At 71.3% G+C, this 18,425-nt stretch carries 21 protein-coding genes; 9 read left to right on the forward strand and 12 right to left on the reverse strand.

Going from position 1 to position 18,425, the window contains the following annotated elements; all coding sequences use genetic code 11:
• Positions 1-236: hypothetical protein (locus tag KME79_RS33060; RefSeq protein WP_219548860.1), on the forward strand; the 236-nt coding region annotated here is incomplete at its 5' end.
• A 27-nt stretch (positions 237-263) separates the two neighbouring features.
• Here the strand turns inward: KME79_RS33060 and KME79_RS33065 are convergent.
• The 4 genes from KME79_RS33065 to KME79_RS33080 form a co-directional block, all read right to left on the reverse strand.
• Positions 264-1,106, reverse strand: a complete 843-nt coding sequence (locus KME79_RS33065) for a type IV toxin-antitoxin system AbiEi family antitoxin (RefSeq protein WP_219548861.1) — start codon at positions 1,104-1,106, stop codon at positions 264-266.
• A gap of 250 nt (positions 1,107-1,356) precedes the next feature.
• Entirely contained in the window at positions 1,357-1,761 is a 405-nt protein-coding gene (locus KME79_RS33070) for a DUF2000 family protein (protein WP_219548862.1), read from the reverse strand.
• Positions 1,762-1,812: 51 nt separating this feature from the next.
• A complete protein-coding gene (locus KME79_RS33075; protein WP_219548863.1) occupies positions 1,813-2,634 on the reverse strand; it encodes an SRPBCC family protein in 822 nt (273 codons plus the stop codon).
• Positions 2,631-3,185: a winged helix-turn-helix domain-containing protein gene (locus KME79_RS33080; RefSeq protein ID WP_219548864.1), complete on the reverse strand. Its 555-nt coding sequence runs from the start codon at positions 3,183-3,185 to the stop codon at positions 2,631-2,633. Before KME79_RS33080 ends, KME79_RS33075 begins: the two co-directional genes overlap by 4 nt.
• Positions 3,186-3,237: 52 nt before the next feature.
• Here KME79_RS33080 and KME79_RS33085 point away from each other — a divergent pair, with 52 nt between their 5' ends.
• Positions 3,238-4,050 carry an AraC family transcriptional regulator gene (locus KME79_RS33085; RefSeq protein WP_308249148.1) on the forward strand — a complete coding sequence of 271 codons (813 nt, stop codon included), beginning with the start codon at positions 3,238-3,240 and terminating at the stop codon, positions 4,048-4,050.
• Between the two features lie 4 nt (positions 4,051-4,054).
• On the opposite strand, the gene KME79_RS33090 is transcribed toward KME79_RS33085, so the two are convergent.
• Complete coding sequence (locus tag KME79_RS33090; RefSeq protein WP_219548865.1) at positions 4,055-5,080, reverse strand: GDP-mannose 4,6-dehydratase; 1,026 nt, start codon at positions 5,078-5,080, stop codon at positions 4,055-4,057.
• Positions 5,081-5,293: 213 nt separating this feature from the next.
• Between KME79_RS33090 and KME79_RS33095 the strand changes: the two genes are divergently transcribed.
• From KME79_RS33095 to KME79_RS33110, 4 genes are all read left to right on the forward strand, one after another.
• Positions 5,294-6,535: a glycosyltransferase family 4 protein gene (locus KME79_RS33095; RefSeq protein ID WP_372452505.1), complete on the forward strand. Its 1,242-nt coding sequence runs from the start codon at positions 5,294-5,296 to the stop codon at positions 6,533-6,535.
• A 32-nt stretch (positions 6,536-6,567) separates the two neighbouring features.
• A complete protein-coding gene (locus tag KME79_RS33100; protein ID WP_148029385.1) occupies positions 6,568-7,284 on the forward strand; it encodes a class I SAM-dependent methyltransferase in 717 nt (238 codons plus the stop codon).
• The gene (locus tag KME79_RS33105) at positions 7,281-8,321 is read left to right on the forward strand and encodes a prenyltransferase (RefSeq protein WP_219548868.1); all 1,041 of its coding nucleotides are present in this window, start codon (positions 7,281-7,283) and stop codon (positions 8,319-8,321) included. Before KME79_RS33100 ends, KME79_RS33105 begins: the two co-directional genes overlap by 4 nt.
• Positions 8,322-8,461: 140 nt before the next feature.
• Positions 8,462-9,433 (forward strand): DUF1702 family protein, encoded by a 972-nt coding sequence (locus tag KME79_RS33110; protein WP_219548873.1) that lies wholly within the window; start codon positions 8,462-8,464, stop codon positions 9,431-9,433.
• A 9-nt stretch (positions 9,434-9,442) separates the two neighbouring features.
• Here the strand turns inward: KME79_RS33110 and KME79_RS33115 are convergent, their stop codons facing one another.
• Entirely contained in the window at positions 9,443-10,078 is a 636-nt protein-coding gene (locus KME79_RS33115) for a class I SAM-dependent methyltransferase (RefSeq protein ID WP_219548878.1), read from the reverse strand.
• Positions 10,079-10,156: 78 nt separating this feature from the next.
• On the opposite strand from KME79_RS33115, the gene KME79_RS33120 reads away from it, so the two are divergent.
• The 3 genes from KME79_RS33120 to KME79_RS33130 are packed head-to-tail and all read left to right on the forward strand — an operon-like array spanning position 10,157 to position 11,901.
• Positions 10,157-10,612 (forward strand): pyridoxamine 5'-phosphate oxidase family protein, encoded by a 456-nt coding sequence (locus KME79_RS33120; protein ID WP_219548883.1) that lies wholly within the window; start codon positions 10,157-10,159, stop codon positions 10,610-10,612.
• Complete coding sequence (locus KME79_RS33125) at positions 10,609-10,800, forward strand: ferredoxin (RefSeq protein WP_219548887.1); 192 nt, start codon at positions 10,609-10,611, stop codon at positions 10,798-10,800. The genes KME79_RS33120 and KME79_RS33125 overlap by 4 nt, the downstream gene beginning before the upstream one ends.
• A gap of 15 nt (positions 10,801-10,815) precedes the next feature.
• Positions 10,816-11,901 carry a Zn-dependent alcohol dehydrogenase gene (locus KME79_RS33130; protein ID WP_148029380.1) on the forward strand — a complete coding sequence of 362 codons (1,086 nt, stop codon included), beginning with the start codon at positions 10,816-10,818 and terminating at the stop codon, positions 11,899-11,901.
• Positions 11,902-11,970: 69 nt separating this feature from the next.
• On the opposite strand, the gene KME79_RS33135 is transcribed toward KME79_RS33130, so the two are convergent.
• The 6 genes from KME79_RS33135 to KME79_RS33160 all read right to left on the reverse strand — a co-directional run bounded on the left by KME79_RS33135 (position 11,971) and on the right by KME79_RS33160 (position 18,415).
• Positions 11,971-12,567, reverse strand: coding sequence for a hypothetical protein (locus tag KME79_RS33135; protein WP_148029379.1), 597 nt, complete (start codon positions 12,565-12,567; stop codon positions 11,971-11,973).
• Between the two features lie 110 nt (positions 12,568-12,677).
• On the reverse strand, positions 12,678-13,685 hold the full coding sequence (locus KME79_RS33140; RefSeq protein ID WP_219548988.1) for a sugar phosphate isomerase/epimerase family protein: 1,008 nt from the start codon (positions 13,683-13,685) through the stop codon (positions 12,678-12,680).
• A complete protein-coding gene (locus KME79_RS33145; protein WP_187280958.1) occupies positions 13,682-14,830 on the reverse strand; it encodes a Gfo/Idh/MocA family protein in 1,149 nt (382 codons plus the stop codon). The genes KME79_RS33140 and KME79_RS33145 overlap by 4 nt, the downstream gene beginning before the upstream one ends.
• Before the next feature lie 11 nt (positions 14,831-14,841).
• Positions 14,842-15,897: a substrate-binding domain-containing protein gene (locus KME79_RS33150; protein WP_219548891.1), complete on the reverse strand. Its 1,056-nt coding sequence runs from the start codon at positions 15,895-15,897 to the stop codon at positions 14,842-14,844.
• Positions 15,894-16,919, reverse strand: a complete 1,026-nt coding sequence (locus KME79_RS33155) for an ABC transporter permease (RefSeq protein WP_246640838.1) — start codon at positions 16,917-16,919, stop codon at positions 15,894-15,896. Before KME79_RS33155 ends, KME79_RS33150 begins: the two co-directional genes overlap by 4 nt.
• Positions 16,919-18,415, reverse strand: coding sequence for a sugar ABC transporter ATP-binding protein (locus tag KME79_RS33160; protein ID WP_219548897.1), 1,497 nt, complete (start codon positions 18,413-18,415; stop codon positions 16,919-16,921). The genes KME79_RS33155 and KME79_RS33160 overlap by 1 nt, the downstream gene beginning before the upstream one ends.
• Positions 18,416-18,425 lie beyond the last annotated feature (10 nt).

Here is an 18,425-nt window from a genome sequence, read left to right on the forward strand (position 1 = left end):
GCGAACGCCTGGTGCAGCGCGAGGCGATGGAGCTCAAGGTCTGGCGAGCAGGCAAGGACGACCCGCTGACCGAAGGGCTGGCCCAGCTCGACGGATATCTGGACCGGCTCAGCCTCACCACCGGCGTCCTGGTGATCTTCGACCGGCGCCCCGAGGCCCCGCCGTGGAAGGACCGAGGCGCCTTCGAGGAGGCGACCACCCCGTCCGGCCGCCAGGTCACCGTTCTCCGTGGATGACCCCGAACGCGCCACGTAAAGGGGGTTCTACCCGTACGACCTGCCGCGGCGGGAGGTGCGGGGGCGGCGGGTGGCGCGGATGCGGGCGAGGATCCGCACCATGCCCTCGGGGCCCGGCTGCCACCCGCGCTCGATCAGGGCATTGGCCACGGCCTCCAGGAGGTCGGCGGCCCGGCCGGGGATGACGTCGGGGCCCGCGACGACGATCCGCCAGCCGAGGCCGCGCAGCTCCTCCCGGCGCGACTCGTCATGGCGGCGGTCGGCGGGGGTGGTGTGATGCTCGCGGCCGTCGTACTCGACCGCCACCTTGTAGGCCTCCCATCCGAGGTCCAGGCAGGCGTGGCGGTCTCCGGGGAGAGTGACGCGGAGCTGCGGAGCGGGTCTGGGCAGCCCGCAGTCGGCGAGCATCATCCTCAGCAGGCTCTCCCTCGGGGACGCGGCCCGCCGGTCGGCGAGGGTGAGCACGTCCCGGGCGCGGCCGGAAAGGGTGCGGTGCCACAGCGGGCCGAGGTCGACGCCCCGGCGGAGGAGCTGGTCAAGCACCACCACCGCCTCGGCCCTGGGTAGCCAGTGGGCGCAGTCGAAGGCCGTGCGGGCCGGGGTGGTGACGCGGATCCCGTGGTGGAGCGTGACGTCGGCGGCGGGCAGGACCCCGGCGTGAGTGACGCAGCCGGGGATCTCCAGCCCTTCGGGGATGATCAGCTCCAGCGGCTGCCCGGCACCAGGGCTGTGAAGGACCTCCACACCCCACACCCGCGCCGCCGTCGCCCGGCACACCACCGCATGGGGCAGCGCCCGCGTGACCCGCCGCGCCCGGACGAGCAGCATGGTCTTCTCCCGCTTGAGCGCCCGCGCCGGGCTCTCCCCCACGAGGTCGTCAAGCAGGGGAGGAGGAGAATCGCTGTCCCCCGGCGCACCGGAGGGGACGCGGGATCCGGAGCCCGAAGATCGCGGGCGGTCGGCGGCGCACCCGGCATCCGGGACGGCCACGGGCTCAGCATGCGGGCGGTCGGAGCCGGACCCGACGTCGCGGACGGTCATAGGTCGAGCATGCGCGAGAGGAATCGAGGCGGTGCGGCCGAGCGGGGTTCTGTGGACGGCCGGGCGTCATCCCCAGAGGTTACGGGTGCAGGTGGAGGCCCTTGAGGGTTTTGTCCACGGCGTTCTTGGGACCGTACACCGCCAGGCCGACGAGCTGCAGATCCGGCGCCGCCACCGCGCGCACGGCGGCCCGGTTGGCGTCGTCGTGGCCCGTCTTGAACATCTCCTCGATGTAGACCGCCACCCGCAACCCCCGCGCCACGGCCTTCTCACGGACCGAGGCGAGCGAGCCGGCCGTGTAGACGAGCACCGGCTGGCGGAACATCGGCAGGTACGCGTTGCCCGACCCGTCCTCGTACGGCTCCCCGATCGTCTCCGGCTCGCCGCCGGCCACGGCGCTCGCGAGGAAGGCGGTGACGTTCAGTTTCTGCCAGGTGGCCAGGTCGTCGCGGACCACGATGCCGATCTTCGTGTCGAAACGCATGGCGTCCAGGCTGCCGTCACCGCCCCCTCGGGGTCTTGAACGCTGGTGCGGCTATCCGGCCAGCACCGGCTGCCAGCCGGGCACCTCGTGGTAGCGGCGCAGCTCGGCCAGCCCGGCGAGGTTGCCTCCCCAGGCGGCGAAGGGCGGGCGGTCGAAGCCGCTCTGGATCATGGTGAGCCGGGTCTTGCCGCCGGTGCCCTCCAGCTCCCAGGTGCCGACGCCGGTGGCGCCCCAGTCGACGCTGACCTTGCGGTCGGTCTCCAGCTCAAGGATCTTGGCCGGGTGGGGGTTGTTCTCGATCCCGCCCATCGCGAACCGCCCGCCGACGTGCGGCTCGATCTCGATCGGGTAGCCGAACCAGCGGGTGGCCGACTCGGAGTCGATCAGCGAGTGGAACACCTGCTCCGGGGACGCGTCGACCAGGACCGAGGCGCGCAGGTCGCCGGTGGCGGTGAAGTCGATCTTCGGGGTGAGCTCGCGGCCCTCGAAGTGCTCGGCCAGGTTGGTCAGCGCCAGGCACCAGAACGTCTGCAGCACTCCCCTGATCGAGCTCTCCGCCAGCGCCTCCTCCATGCTGAAATGGCTCTGCTCGACCGTGACGATCGTGGTCTCGGGCCCCTCCTCCTCCAGCCGGAGCTCGGTGGTCGTCTCGACGCCGTCCAGCGTCCAGGCGAACCGGACCGTACGGTCGTCGGCGTGCAGCAGCCGCTGGTGCGGCGCGTCGCCCTCGGGGGTGTGGCGGCCCCAGAAGGCGTAGCGGTCGGGCAGCTCCACCTCGGCGTGCTCGGCGAGCCAGACGCGCAGCGCGGCGGGGTCGGTGAGGGCGTGCCGGACCTCCTTGACCGGGGCCTGCACGCGGGCACGAATGATCATGGGCTCTCTCCCTTGGGGTAACAGGCGAGGGCGAGCTTGAAGGCGTCGCCTTCGGCTCCCCCATAGCGTGTGAACAGGTCCCGCATCACGGTCTGCAGGTCGTCGAGGAACTCCTGCCGCTGCTCCGGCCGTACGCGGATCTCGCCGGACAGGCCGATGGACGGCAACTCCGGGGCGGTCCGGTCGAGCGCGGCGATGTCGGCCTGGACCTCCTCCATGAGGTCGAGCAGGTAACCGAGGCTGAGCTCGTCGCGTGCCCTGGTCAGCCCGATGCGGCCCACGAGGCGCGGCGACAGCCAGTAGGAGCGGGCGCCGGCCTGGTAGATGCCCTCGCTGATGCCGCGCACCTTGCGCTCGGCCACCTGGTCGACCAGCCCCGCGTCCACCAGCCGCTTGACGTGGTAGTAGACCCGCTGCGGGGTCTGACCGAGCCGGGCCGCGACCTCGCTGCAGGTGCGCGGCTCGGCGAGCTGCCGCAGCACCTCGACGCGCTGCGGCTTGAGCAGCGCCTCGGCCTGCTCGATCTCTTCCAGATACAGGACTTCTCTCATCGCAAAAATCATCCTTTACGTAAAAACACTGTTTGTCAATAGAATCGGAGGCGTGGCACGTGAATGGTCCCGCTACTGGAGGTCTCCCGACCGGCCGATCGAGGCCATGCACGCCCACTTCGCGCGCCACGTCTACCACCGGCACAGCCACGAGACCTACTCGTTCGGCATGACCGAGGACGGCGCGCAGTCGTTCACCTGCCGGGGGTCGGCGCACACGAGCACCCCGGGCATGGTCATGGCCTTCAACCCCGACGACCCGCACGACGGCCGGCCCACCGACGCGCTCGGCTTCACCTACCGCATCGTCCATCTCGGCCCCGGCCTGATGTCGGAGGTGCTCGACGACCTGGCGGGCCGCCGCACGGGCCTGCCGCTGTTCGCGGAGCCGGTGGTGCACGACCCGGCGCTCGCCGCCGCCCTGCGCGCGCTGCACGCGGCCCTGCTCGGGGGCGCGCCCGCGCTGCGCCGCGACGAGCTGCTCGCCGACACGGTCAGGGCGCTGGTACGGCGCGCGGCCACCGGGCCGGTCACCGTGGCGGGCGGCTCCGGCGGGGTGGCGGCCAGGGTCAGGGCGGTGCTGCGTGACCGCCCGCTCGACGACGTGACGGCCGACGACCTGGCCAGGGAGGCGGGCGCCAGCAGGTTCGCCGTCTACCGGGCGTTCCGCGCCGCCTACGGGATGGCGCCCAGCGACTACCAGCGCCTGCTCAGGCTGCGGGAGGCGCGGCGGCTGATCGCGGGCGGGACCCCGATCGGCGAGGTGGCGGCGCTCACCGGGTTCGCCGACCAGAGCCATCTGACGCGCTGGTTCGGCCGCTGCTTCGGGCTCACCCCCGCCGCCTACCGCGCCGCCGCCTTGTGACCCGTCACGGCCAGGAGGACTCCTGGTCGGGGTCGCCGCCGTCGGTCAGCAGCCGCAGGTCCGACTCGACCATCAGCGCCACCAGCTCGTCGAACGACACCGTCGGCTCCCAGCCGAGCTGCACCCTGGCCTTCTTCGGGTCCGCGCACAGCAGGTCGACCTCGGCGGGCCGGTGCAGCGCCTGGTCGGTGACCACGTACCGCTCCCAGTCGAGCCCCGCCGCCGCGAACGCGGCCTCGGCCAGCTCCCTGACGGACTTCATCCGCCCGGTGCCTATCACGTAGTCCTCGGGCTTATCGGCCTGGAGCATGAGGTGCATGGCGCGCACGTAGTCGCCGGCGAACCCCCAGTCGCGCCGCGCCTCCAGGTTGCCCAGCCGCAGCTCGCCGGCCAGGCCGAGCTTGATGCGGGCCACCCCGAGCGAGACCTTGCGGGTGACGAACTCGGCCCCGCGCCGGGGCGACTCGTGGTTGAACAGGATGCCGGAGACCGCGAACATCCCGTACGACTCGCGGTAGTTCTGCGTGAGGAAGTGCCCGTACGTCTTGGCGACCCCGTACGGCGAGCGCGGGTGGAAACCGGTGCTCTCGTTCTGCGGGGTCTCGCCGACCTGGCCGAACATCTCCGAGGAGGAGGCCTGGTAGAAGCGGATCTGCCCGCCCGACGGGCGCCCGCCGCGTGAGACGCCGGAGCACACCCGGATGGCCTCCAGGACGCGCAGCACGCCCATCCCGGTGACCTCGGCCGTCAGCTCGGCCTGCTCCCACGACATCGGCACGAACGAGATCGCGCCGAGGTTGTAGACCTCGTCCGGCTGAACGCGTTCCACCGCGGAGATCAGCGAGCCCTGGTCGAGCAGGTCGCCCCTGACGAGGTGGACGTCGGCCAGAAGCTTGCGGATGCGCGACACGCGCGGGTTGGCCTGGCCGCGGGCCAGCCCCCACACCTCGTAGCCCTGATCGAGCAGGTGCTCCGCCAGATAGGAACCGTCCTGGCCGGTGATGCCGGTGATCAGAGCGCGCCTGGCCAAGGGTCCTCCAACTCTCGCCTACCCGGGGAATACTATCTAGAACACGTTCCACCGAACAACGCTCGGTCAGGCTAATGCCGCAGTTCGCACGGCTTGTCCGTGTGACTGTGAACCATTCCAGATGACCTACCGAATGGTAGCCTTCTCGGACTAAGGTCATCTTTCACGGTACACGCCCGCGTTCCGGGCCTACCGGCGGAGAAAGGGGTGTCCGTGAGCACGGACTCGCTGCGGATCGCGCTGCTGTCCTACCGCAGCAAGCCCACCTGCGGCGGCCAGGGCGTCTACCTCCGCCACCTGAGCCGCGAACTGGTCGCGCTCGGCCACCACGTCGAGGTGTTCTCCGGCCAGCCGTACCCCGAGCTCGACGAGGGCGTCATCCTGCGGAAGGTGCCCAGCCTCGACCTCTACCGCGACGAGGACCCGTTCCGCACCCCCAGACTCGGCGAGTACCGCGACTGGATCGACCTCCTGGAGGTCGGCACCATGTGGACCGCGGGCTTCCCCGAGCCGCTCACCTTCACCCTGCGCGCCCACCGCGAGCTGAAGAAGCGCGTCGGCGACTTCGACGTGGTGCAGGACAACCAGACCCTCGGCTACGGCCTGCTCGGCATCCAGAAGCTGTTCCCGGTGGTCGGCACCATCCACCACCCGATCAGCGTGGACCGGCGCATCGAGCTGGAGGCCGCCCAGGGCGTCAAGAAGCTGACCATGCGCCGCTGGTACGGGTTCGTGAAGATGCAGGCCAAGGTGGCCCCCCGGCTGAACCCGATCCTGACGGTCAGCGAGTCGTCGCTGGCCGACATCCACCGCGACTTCAACGTGCCACAGGCCAACATGCGCCTGATCCCGCTCGGCGTCGACACCCGCTACTTCCACCCGCGCCCGGACAAGCCCCGCCGCAAAGGCTCGATCGTGGCCGTGGCCAGCGCCGACTCCCCGATGAAAGGGGTCGCCACGCTGCTGCGGGCCGTCGCCAAGCTGGCCACCGAGCGCGACGTCAACCTCACCGTGGTGAGCCGGCCGACCCCCGGCGGGCCCACCGAGCAGCTCGTGCAGGAGCTGTCGCTGCAGGACCGGGTCCGGTTCGTGCACGGGATCTCCGACGACGAGCTGGGCGAGCTGATCGCCACCTCGGAGATCTCCGTCGTCCCCTCGCTGTACGAAGGGTTCTCGCTGCCCGCCGTCGAGCACATGGCCTGCGGCACGCCGCTGGTGGCCAGCCGTACGGGGGCGCTGCCCGAGGTCGTGGGCGACGCCGCGGTCCAGGTGTCGCCGGGCGACGCCGAGGAGCTGGCCGCGGTGCTGCGCCGGCTGCACGACTCGCCGGAGGAGCGCGAGCGGGTGGGCCGGGCCGGCTACGACCGGGTCATGGAGCGCTACACCTGGCACGTGGTCGCCAAGAAGACCGTCGAGGCCTACCGGGAGGCCATCGCCGCCCGCCGGTCCCGCTGATCGCCCCGTCCGAAGACAGGAGAACGTTTCTCGTGCTGACCGTCGACTTCGACCGGCTGCCCGTGGGCCCTGGGGTGCGCGTGCTCGACCTGGGGTGCGGCGGTGGCCGGCACGCCTTCGAGGTGCTGCGCCGCGGCGCGAACGTGGTCGCCTTCGACATGGACCAGACCGAGCTGGACAGCGTGGCGGCGATGTTCGCGGCGATGGACAAGGCGGGCGAGGTGCCCGGCGGGGGCACCGGCGAGACCGTCCAGGGCACCGCGCTCGACATGCCGTTCGAGGACGCGAGCTTCGACCGCGTGATCGCCGCCGAGGTGCTGGAGCACATCCCGGACGACATGACGGCGATGCGGGAGATCTTCCGGGTGCTGAGGCCCGGCGGCACGGCCGCGATCACGGTGCCGAGCTTCCTGCCCGAGCGCATCTGCTGGGCGCTGGACGAGGACTACCACACGGCCCCAGGCGGGCACGTGCGCATCTACACGCTGGCCGAGCTGTCGGCCAAGCTGAAGTCCACCGGGTTCGTCATCGGCCCGCACCACCACGCCCACGGCCTGCACGCCCCCTACTGGTGGATCAAGTGCGCCGTCGGCGTCAACAACGACGACAACCCGCTGGCGAAGGCGTACCACGAGCTGCTCGTGTGGGACATCATGAAGCGCCCGCCCGCCACCAGGATCGCCGAGGCTCTGCTGAACCCGATCATCGGCAAGAGCGTCGTGCTCTACGTGCGGAAGCCCGAGGCGTGATCTCGCGCGAGCAGGTCGTACAGACGGCCGAGAGCATCGCGGCCATCCAGCAGGACGACGGGGGCGTGCCCTGGCCCGAGGGGCACGTCGACGCGTGGAACCACATCGAGTGCCTGATGGCCATGGCCGTCGCCGGGCTGCGCGAGCCGGTCGGGCGGGGCTACGCCTGGCTGGCGGCGCACCAGCGCGAGGACGGCTCCTGGCCGATGAAGGTGGTCGGCGACGCCGCGGTGGAGCGCGGCGGCGAGTCCAACCACGCCGCCTACGTCGCGGTCGGGCTCTGGCACCACTGGCTGGTGACCGGCGAGCGGGCCTTCGCCGAGGAGCGCTGGCCGATGGCCAAGGCGGCGCTCGACTACGTGGCGGGGCTGCAGACCGAGCGCGGCGAGATCGTCTGGGAGCGCGACGCGCACGGCCGGCCGGCCACCTACGCGCTGCTGACCGGCTGCGCCTCCATCCACCAGGGGCTGCGCTGCGGGGTGCTGCTGGCCGACCGCCTGGGCGACCCGCAGCCGCACTGGGAGCTGGCCGCCGACCGGCTGGCGCACGTGCTCGCCGCGCACCCGGAGGCGTTCGCCGACAAGAGCCGCTACTCGATGGACTGGTACTACCCGGTGCTCGGCGGCGCGGTGCGCGGCCAGGCCGCCTTCGAGCTGCTGGAGCGGGAGTGGGGCACGTTCGTGGTCCCCGGGCTCGGCATCCGCTGCGTGTCGGACCAGCCGTGGGTGACCGGCGCGGAGACGTGCGAGCTGGCGCTGGCCCTGGACGCGCTGGGCGACCGTGACCGCGCGGTCGCGCTCTTCGCCGACATGCAGCACCTGCGGCACGAGGACGGCTCGTACTGGACGGGCTGGCAGTTCGCCAACCGCAAGCACTTCCCGTACGAGCGTTCCGGCTACACGGCCGCGGCCGTGATCCTGGCCGCGGACGCCCTGCAGGGGCTCACCGGCGGGGGCGGGATCTTCCGCGACACCGCCGCGCCGTCCGGCCTCACCGGCCGCCCGGAGCTGTGCGGCTGTACGCCCGCGCGGGCGTGACGCGCAAGCGGTTTTGCCGCGTCTTTGCGCGCGAGGCCCGTGCGGCTCCGTGAAAGCGCCCAATGCGGTTACTAGCTTCGGGAGCGACCGTACGAGGCGTCTTCGGGGGAAGCGTGGGCGACACGGGCACGACATCGTTCTTGGAGCACGCCGGAAGCGAGCCGGTGGCGAGCCCGGCCCGAGGATGGCGGCGGCTGCTGTCGAGGGATCCGAGCGAATCGGACCTGAGCAGGCGGAGGTTCCGGCTCACGCGGCCGGCCTCCAGGGCCGTCATCGAACGCGCGGAGAGCTCCTACCTCACCGGGTTCAACGCGGTCGTCTCACGGAATGTCGAACGGATCGAGGACATCTCCCGTGATCAGCTGGCCTTCGCCTACGAAGGGGCGGGGGCCGCGTGCGCGGTGCTCGATCTGGTCACCCTGACCCGGGGCCGGCGCCTTCGCGAGCTACTGGCCGGCCCCGCCGCGCACCACGCGTTCGCCGTCCACCTGGGCGCCGGCCGCGGCTACGCCATGCTGCGGATGCGGCCGGTGCGCGCCGCCCGGCGGGCCCACCCGCTGCTGCGCTGGCTGGCGCTCGACGGGTTCGGGTTCCAGTGGAGCATGGCGCGGGCCGATCGGATGGTGGGCGAGCGGGCCATGCCCGACCTGCTGTCGCGGGCCCACTGCGCGCTGTTCGACCAGGGGCTGGGGCGGCTGCTCTGGTATCACGACTGCGCCTCGCCCGACGACGTGGCGGCCAGGATCGCCGCCTATCCGGTGGCGCGGCGGGCGGCGCTGTGGAGCGGCGTGGGCTTCGCGGCCGCCTACACCGGCGGCGCGGAGGCCGACGAGCTGTGGTGGCTGACCGAGCACGCGGGCGGCGACGGCTTCCGCTCCCATCTGGCGCAGGGCTGCGCGTTCGCCGCGGCGGCCAGGGCACAGGCGGGGCCGCTGCCGGACCACGTGGCGCAGGCGGCGCCGATCCTGGCGGGCGGCACGGCCGAGGAGGCCGTCGCCTGGGCCGACCGGGCGCTGCTGACCCTCGCGGACGACCCGTGCGGCCACGAGGAGTTCCTCGCCTGGCAGGCGCACACCCGCCGCCTCTGGCTGCGCCGCCACCAGCCGGCCTGACCCGGCGCGCTAGATGCCGTCGGCGACGCGCTCCAGGACGCGCAGCGAGCCCGTCACGCCCACCTCGGCGAACGCCCCGGACTCCAGCGCCCGCAGGTAGACCCGGTAGGGCGCCTGGCCGCCGTCGGCGGGGTCGGGGTAGATGTCGTGGAAGACCAGCGCCCCGCCGGGCATGACGTGCGGCGCCCAGCCCTCGTAGTCGCGGGTCACCGGCTCCTCGGAGTGGCCGCCGTCGATGAACAGCATGCCGAGCGGCGTCGTCCAGAGCTTCGCCACCCGGTCCGAGTGCCCGACGATCGCGATCACCTCGTCCTCCAGCCCGGCGGCCGCGATCGTGGCGCGGAACGTCGGCAGTGAGTCCATCTTGCCGAAGCGCAGGTCGACCAGCGTCGGGTCGTGGTGCGCCCAGCCGGGCTGGATCTCCTCGGAGCCGCGGTGGTGGTCGACGGTGACGACCACGGAGCCGGCCTCGCGGGCGGCGGCGCCGAGGTAGATCGCCGACTTGCCGCAGTAGGTGCCGATCTCGCAGATCGGCCCGCGGGACCCGTATGTCCGAGCCGCCTCGTACAGGGCCAGGCCCTCCTGCGCGGGCATGAAACCCTTGGCGTGCTCAGCTGCGTAGAGCAGCGCGGGCGGCATCGTCATGCCCAGCACCCTAACGGCACCGAATATTATTCGGGCCACCCCTTGCCCGCCATTATGCAACCTGTTCTACTTGGCAGCGTGAATCAGCGCGCTCGCATCTCCATGTCCGGGGAAGAGGTCGCCGCGTTCCTGGAAGCGGGACGTAAGCTCCAGCTGGCCACCATCAACGCCGACGGCACGCCCCACCTCGTGACCATGTTCTACGGCCTGGACGACAAGGGCAGGATCACGTTCTGGACGTACGCCAAGTCGCAGAAGGCGCTCAACCTGGCCCGCGATCCGCGGGTGAGCTGCCTGGTCGAGCTGGGCGACGACTACAGCGAGCTGCGCGGGGTGCTGGTGTACGGGCGGGTCACGCCGCTGGACAGCCCCGAGGACGTGCTTGACACCGGCATGCGGGTGGCGCGCCGGATGACTCCCGGCGTGGCTGACGAGCAACTGCGTCCCTACGTGGAGCACACCGGGCGCAAGCGGCTCGCGTACGTGGTCGAGCCTGCCAAAGTGGTCTCATGGGATCACCGGAGAATCACGTGAAAGTCAGTGTCGACGAGCTGGTCTGCGAGGCCAACGCCGTCTGCGTGGGCCTCGCGCCCGAGGTCTTCGAGCTGGATGACGACGACCAGCTCCACATCCTGCTCCCCGAACCACCCCCCGAGATGCTCGACCGCGTCCGCCACGCGGTGCGGTCCTGCCCCAAAGCCGCCCTCTCCCTTGAGGATTAGCCGGAGGAGGAAACCATGCGCGCAGCTCTCCTGCACGCCGTAGGCGACGACAAGCTGGACATCCGCGACGACATCACGCTGGCCCCCGTCGGGCCGGGTGACGTCCGCGTACGGATCAAGGCGACGGGCGTCTGCCATTCCGACCTGTCGGCCATGACCGGCGTGCTGCCGCAACCCGTGCCGCTGATCCCCGGCCATGAGGGCGCGGGCGAGGTGGTGGAGGTCGGCGAGCACGTCGGCTCGGTCCAGCCGGGCGACCACGTGGTGATCAGCTGGCGGCCGGCCTGCCAGGAGTGCGACCTGTGCCTGGGCGGCCAGCCCTTCCTGTGCATGAAGTACATCATCGAGTCGTTCACCAAGGGCAACTTCCGCTTCGGCGGCGGCACCACCGCCTTCGGCATGGCCGGCTGCGGCACCTGGGCCGAGGAGATCGTGGTCCCGTCGGTGGGCGTCGTGAAGATCGACCCCGAGGTGTCGTGGGAGGCGGCGGCGCTCATCGGCTGCGGCATCACCACCGGCGTGGGCGCCGCGATCAACACCGCCAGGGTGCGCCCCGGCTCGACGGTCGCGGTGATCGGCTGCGGCGGCGTCGGCCTGTCGGTGATCCAGGGCGCGCGCATCTCCGGCGCCCGCACGATCCTCGCCATCGACCCGCTGGAGTCCAAGCACGAGCTGGCCAAGAAGGTCGGCGCCACCCACGCGGTCACCCCCGAGGGCGTGCCTGGCGCGCTGGCCGAGCTCACCGGCGGCGCCGGCTTCGACTACGGCTTCGAGGTCGTCGGCAAGTCGGCCACCATCCAGTCGGCCTGGCAGATCACCCGCGCGGGGGGCGACGTGATCGTGGTCGGCGCGGGCGCGGCCGACGACATGGTCTCGATCTCCGCCTTCAGCCTGCTGTTCGAGGGCAAGAACCTGCTGTCGAGCCTGTACGGGGAAGCGGACGTCCGCCATGACTTCCCGTACTTCGCCAAGCTCTACAAGGCCGGGCAGCTCGACCTGGAGTCGCTGATCAGCTCCCGCATCAAGCTCGCCGACCTCAACGACGCGGTGGCCGCGCTGAAGAGCGGCGAGGTGCTGCGCCAGATCGTCATCATGGACTGATCGCGGTTCCGGTCGCCGGCGCCCCGGGTGGATCGTCCACGCCCAGGGCACCGGCGGCCACAGGGCGTCTCAGCCATGGCCGTGGGTCGCGCCGGCCGGGCACTTCACGCTCGGGTTCCACTGCTCGAACATGCCCTTCGGGTTCTCCTTGAAGATCCAGAGGTGCAGGTCGTAGTGGATGGGCATGCCGTCCACGTGCGGCCCCATCGGCCCCTGGAACTCGTGCCCGAGCAGCGTGGGCCGGTCGTCGACGGTCGCGATGCGCTGGTCCCTGTCGCGCTGGAAGTACTCGACCGCCCCCAGCTCCCGCCCGCCGTGGCCGTCGGGCACGTACACGAGGATCTCCGGACGCATCAGCTCGATCTTCGGGTCCTCGATGAGCCGCGTGTTGGCGTAGTGGTAGCCCATGCCGCCGAGCCGCTCACCGCCGGGCAGCGTGTACGGGAACTCCCAGCAATCGTCGGCCCTTTCGTACCCGTCCTGCTCGGCGACCTTCGGGTCCTTGTACTTCGCCGTCGCCTGGCGCAGCTGGTCGAGCCAGTCCGCCGGAGGGGTGTCACTCCGGTCCACGTCGACGCCCTCCGCCTGGGCCGTCGCCGCGGCGGGCAGGACGACGACGGACGTCGCGCATGCGGCGGCCAGGAGCATGGATGCGATTCTTCTCATGCCCTTGTTTGTCCGCTAACGCCCCTCGTGTCAAACACTGAGGGTTTCCAATTCTTCACTGACGGTCAGCGTCGGGCGAGGGCCTCGGGTCCGAGGCCCTCGCCCGATGGTCAGCCGTTGCTGAAGGCCGCGTCGAAGGCCGCCGTCGGCGGGGTGATCGAGTTCATGGTGCGGATGTACGACAGCGCCTCCCTGGCCCCGTCGAGCCGGTCCATCCCGGCGTCCTCCCACTCGATCGAGATCGGTCCCTCGTACCCGATGGAGTTCAGCGCGCGGAAGCAGTCTTCCCACGGCACGTCGCCGCGGCCGGTGGAGACGAAGTCCCAGCCGCGCCGCATGTCCGCCCACGGCAGGTGCGACGACAGGCGGCCGCGGCGGCCGTCGCCGACGCGGACGCGGGTGTCCTTGCAGTCGACGTGGTAGATGCGGTCGGCGAAGTCGAGGATGAACGCCACCGGGTCGAGGTCCTGCCACACCATGTGGGACGGGTCCCAGTTGAGCCCGAACGCGGGCCGGTGGCCGATGGCCTCCAGGGTGCGCACGGTGGTGTGGTAGTCGTAGGCGATCTCGCTCGGGTGCACCTCCAGCGCGAACCGCACGCCGACCTCGTCGAACACGTCCATGATCGGGTTCCACCGGTCGGCGAAGTCCTGGTAGCCGGCGTCCACCATGGAGGCGGGCACGGGCGGGAACATCGCGACGGTGTGCCAGATGGACGAGCCGGTGAAGCCGACGACGGTGTCGACGCCGAGCAGGGCGGCGGCCCTGGCGGTGTTCTTCATCTCCTCGGCGGCGGCCTGACGCACCGACTCGGGGTCGCCGTTCCCCCAGATGCGGGCGGGCAGGATCGCCTTGTGCCGCGCGTCGATCGGGTGGTCGCAGACGGCCTGGCCCACGAGGTGGTGAGAGATGGTCCACACCTTCAGGCCGTGCTTGTCGAGCTGGGCGCGCTTCTGCTCGACGTACGACGGGTCGGAGACGGCCTGGGCGACGTCGAAGTGGTCGCCCGAGCAGGCGATCTCCAGACCGTCGTAGCCCCATTCGGCGGCGAGCCGGCACACCTCCTCGAACGGCAGGTCGGCCCACTGGCCGGTGAACAGCGTGACGGGTCTCATCAGTCCTCCACGGTGGTGTAGCGGCTGCCGTCGGCCGCGCTGCGCTCGACGGCGGCGAGCACGCGCTGGACACGCAGCCCGTCGGCGAACGACGGCGTGGGATCGGCGCCCTGGCCGATGGCCTCCAGGAAGTCCTTGATCTCGTGGGTGAACGTGTGCTCGTAGCCGAGGCCGTGGCCGGGCGGCCACCACGCGCCCACGTACGGATGGTCGGGTTCGGTGACGAGGATGCGCTCGAAGCCGCGCCCGCCGTCGCTGACCCACAGCTCGTTCATCGCCTCGAAGTCGAAGGCGAGGCTGCCGAGCGAGCCGTTGAGCTCGATCCGCAGCGCGTTCTTGCGGCCGGTGGCGAACCGGGTGGCCTCGAACGAGCCGAGCGCCCCGCCGGACAGCCGCCCGACGAACAGGGCGGCGTCGTCGACCGTGACGGCTCCCCTGCCGGAGCCGCCGCTGGCGGCCAGGCCCGCCGAGCCTTCGGCCAGCGGCCGCTCCTTGATGAACGTCTCGGTCAGCGCGGACACCCCGACGAGGTGCTGGCCGGCGATGAACTGGGCGGCGTCGATGATGTGCGCGCCGATGTCGCCGAGCGCGCCCGAGCCGGCCTTGTCCTTCCGCAGCCGCCACACCAGCGGGAAGTCCGGGTCGACGATCCAGTCCTGGAGGTACTGGGCGCGCACGTGGCGGATCTCGCCGAGCCGGCCCTCCTCCACCAGGCGGCGGGCCAGCGCGATGGCGGGCACCCGCCGGTAGTTGAACGCCACCATGCTCTTGCCCGTGGCCGAGGCGGCGGCCGCCGCCATGGCCTCGGCCTCGGGCACGGTGTTGGCGAGCGGCTTCTCACAGATGACGTGCTTGCCGGCGCGGAGTGCGGCGATGGCGATCTCGGCGTGTGTGTCGCCGGGCGTGCAGATGTCGACCACGTCGACGTCCGCCCGCCCGACCACCTCCCGCCAGTCGGTCACCGCCTCGTCCCAGCCCAGCCGCTCGGCCGCCGCCTCTGTGGCGTCCTTCGACCGGCCCGCGATGACCCGCATGCGGGGCGTGACGGGCAGGTCGAAGAAGGCGGCGACGTTGCGCCAGGCCTGGGAATGGACGCGGCCCATGAAGGCATAGCCGATCATGCCGACGCCGACGGTTCTGTCTGACATGCAACCCCCGATCAGGATTCGAAGCCGAGTGGCAGATACTGCTCGACGTTCTCCTTGGTAATGGTCTCGGATGCCAGCGTGATCGACTGGGGAACCTGGTTCTCCACGAGATCACTCATGCCCTTCCCTTGGGCGATCAGGCGGGCGAGCTTGATCGCGGAGGAGGCCATGGTCGGGCTGTAGGTGACGGTGGCCTTCAGGACCGTGTTGTCCTCCTTGATCGCCCGCATGGCGTTGGCCGAGCCGGCCCCGCCGACCATGATGAACTCGTCCCGGCCGGCCTCGCTGATGGCGGCGAGCACGCCGACGCCCTGGTCGTCGTCGTGGTTCCAGAGCGCGTCGATCTTGCTGTGGGCCTGCAGCAGCGAGGTGGCGACCTCGTTGCCGGTCTCGACGGTGAACTGCGCGTCCTGCTGGGCGGTGACCTCGAAGCCGTACGTCTTGAGCGCGTCGGCGAAGCCCTTGCTGCGGTCCTGGGTCAGCGGGAGGGTGGCGATGCCCTGGATCTCGACGATGACCGGGTTCGAGACGTTCTTCTCCTTGAGCGCGGTGCCGATGTAGTGGCCGGCGGCCACGCCCATGCCGTAGTTGTCTCCGCCGATCCAGGTGCGGTAGGCGAGCTTGTCGGGGAAGATCCGGTCCAGGTTGACCACGGGGATGCCGGCCTCGGTGGCCCGCAGCGCGATCTGGTTCAGCTGCTGGCCGTCGTTGGGCAGGATGACCAGCGCGTTCACCTTCGCGGCGATGAGCGACTCGACCGCGGAGATCTGCTGGTTGATGTCGTTGGTGGGCTCGACGGGCTGGAACTCGACGTCCGAGAACTGCCCGGCGGTGGCTTCGGCGTTCTTGGCGATGGCCGCGATCCAGCCGTGGTCGGCGGCGGGGGCGGAGAAGCCGATGGTCACCTTGGTGCCGGGCTCGTCGTTGCCGCCGGCCGCCTGGGTGGGCGCGGGGGCGGCCGAGGTCGGCGCGGCGGACGGCTCGTTGCTGGTGCAGCCGGCCGCCAGCAGCGCGGCTCCGCCGAGCCCGCCGATCAGGAAACCCCGGCGCGCGACGTTTTCACTCATGGTGCTCTCTCCTTCAAGTTCCGCCGCTGGAGGAGGACGGCGACGACGATGATCAGGCCCTTGGCGATCAGTTGGTCACTGGTGTTGAGCCCGTTGAGGATGAACAGGTTCGTGATGAGCGTGAAGATGAGCAGGCCGAGGATCGATCCGATGATCGTGCCCCGGCCGCCGGTGAGCAGGGTGCCGCCGATGATGACGGCGGCGATCGCGTCCAGCTCGTACAGGTCGCCGTGGGTGGACGAGCCCGTGGTGGTGCGGGCCATGATGAGGACCGCGGCGATGCCGCAGCACAGCCCCGACAGCGCGTAGAGCAGCATGGTGTGCCGGCGCACGTCGATGCCGGCGAGCCGGGCCGCCTCGGGGTTGCCGCCGACGGCGTAGGTGCGGCGGCCGAACGTGGTGCGGTTGAGCAGCACCCAGCCGAGCGCCACGACCAGCGCGAAGATGTAGACCAGCAGCGGGACGCCGAGCACCCGCGTGGTCGACAGCTCGACGATGGCGGAGTTCTCCGGCTGGATGAGCTGCGTCTTGCGGTCGGACATGCGCTGGGCGAGCCCGCGGGCGGCGACCAGCATGGCCAGGGTGGCGATGAACGGCACCAGCCGCCCGTAGGCGATGAGCAGCCCGTTGACCAGCCCGGTCCCGGTGCCGACCAGGATGGCGCAGATCGCCATGACGACCGGGCCGAACTCCTGGGTGGCCACCGTCGTCGCCCACACCGAGGCCAGCGCCATGATCGCGCCCACCGACAGGTCGATGCCGCCGCCGATGATGACGAACGTGGCCCCGACGGTGATGACGCCGATGGTGGCGGCCAGCGACAGGATGCTGACCAGGTTCGAGGTGGTGGCGAACGCGGCCGGCTTGGTCACCAGGCCGACGACGACGAGCAGCGCGATCGCCACCAGCAGGCCCATGTGGCCGGCCTCGGTCAGCCTGCCGAGCGGGTTGCCGCCCGCCCGCCCAGGCAGCGCGATGCCTGGCGGCCCGGTGTCCGACCGTGGTTTCGTGGGGTCGCTCATCAGGCCGCCCTCCCGTTCATGATCATGTCGAGTACGAGGTGCTCGTCGAGCTCGCGGGCGTCGCCCTCGTGGATGACCGACCCTTCGCGCAGCACCAGCACGCGGTCGGCGAGGCCCAGCACCTCAGGCACCTCACTGGAGACCAGCAGCACGCCGATGCCGCGGTCGGCCAGGTCGCGGATGACCGCGTACAGCTCCGCCCTGGCGCCCACGTCGACGCCCCGGGTCGGCTCGTCGAGCAGGAGCAGCTTGCGGCTGCCGAGCAGCCAGCGGGCGAGCACCGCCTTCTGCTGGTTGCCGCCCGACAGCGTCTTGACGGGCCGCTCCGGGTCGGGCGGGCGGATGTCGAGCGCCTTGGCCAGCCGCTCGGCCTCCGCCCTCTCCCGGGTACGGTCCAGCCAGCCGAACTTCGCGAACCCGGGCAGGCTGCCCAGGGTGATGTTGGCCGTGACGCTCTGGTCCAGCAGCAGCGCCTGGGCCTTGCGTTCCTCGGGGGCCAGGCCCATGCCCCGGCGCACGTTGCCGACGACGCTCTTCCGTACCTGCTTGCCGGAGAGCACCACCCGGCCGGAGGACGGGCGCGCCCCGTACACGGCTTCGAGGATCTCCGAGCGCCCGGAGCCGACCAGGCCGGCCAGCCCGACGATCTCGCCGGCGCGCACCGCGAAGGACACGTCGCGGAACGCGCCCGGGGAGGTGAGCCCCTCGACCCGCAGCACCTCCTCGCCGGGCGGCCCGCCGGCGGGCGCCTCCGGCCGCGGCGGGAACACGTACTCGACGTTCCTGCCGGTCATCAGCGAGACGATCTGGGAGGTGGGGGTGTCGCGGGCGGGCAGCCCCACCGCGACGGTGCGGCCGTCCTTCAGCACGGTGACGCGGTCGCCGATCTCGCGGATCTCCTCCAGCCGGTGGGAGATGTAGACCACGGCCACGCCCTGGCTCGTCAGCTCGCGGATGATGCGGAAGAGGTTGGCCACCTCGTCGTGGGCGAGCGCGGCCGACGGCTCGTCCATGATGATCAGCCGGGCGTCGTGGGACAGTGCCCTGGCCATGGACACGACCTGCTTGGCGGCCGGGGACAGCCGGCCCACCTCGGTGGTGGGGCGGATCTCGGGGTGGCCGAGGCGTTCGAGCACCTGGCGGGCGGCCCGGTTGCCGGCGGCCCGGTTGACGAAGCCGAGCCTGGCGTGCTCGTGGCCGAGGAAGATGTTGTCGGTCACGCTGAGCCCGTCGACCAGGTCGAGCTCCTGGTAGATGGTGGCGAAGCCGAGCTTGATCGCGTCGTTGGGGCCGGACGGGCGGACCCGCTGACCGTTGAACTCGACCGTGCCCTCGTCCGGTTGGTGCACGCCCGCCATGACCTTGATGAGCGTGGACTTGCCGGCGCCGTTCTGGCCGAGCAGGCAGTGCACCTCTCCCGCCCGCACGTCGAGGTCCACGCCGTCGAGCGCGCGCACGCCGGGGAACTGCTTGACGATGCCCCTCATGACGAGCATGGGGCTCCCT

This window comes from Nonomuraea harbinensis, assembly GCF_019396385.1.
In the GTDB taxonomy this organism is placed as follows: domain Bacteria; phylum Actinomycetota; class Actinomycetes; order Streptosporangiales; family Streptosporangiaceae; genus Nonomuraea; species Nonomuraea ferruginea.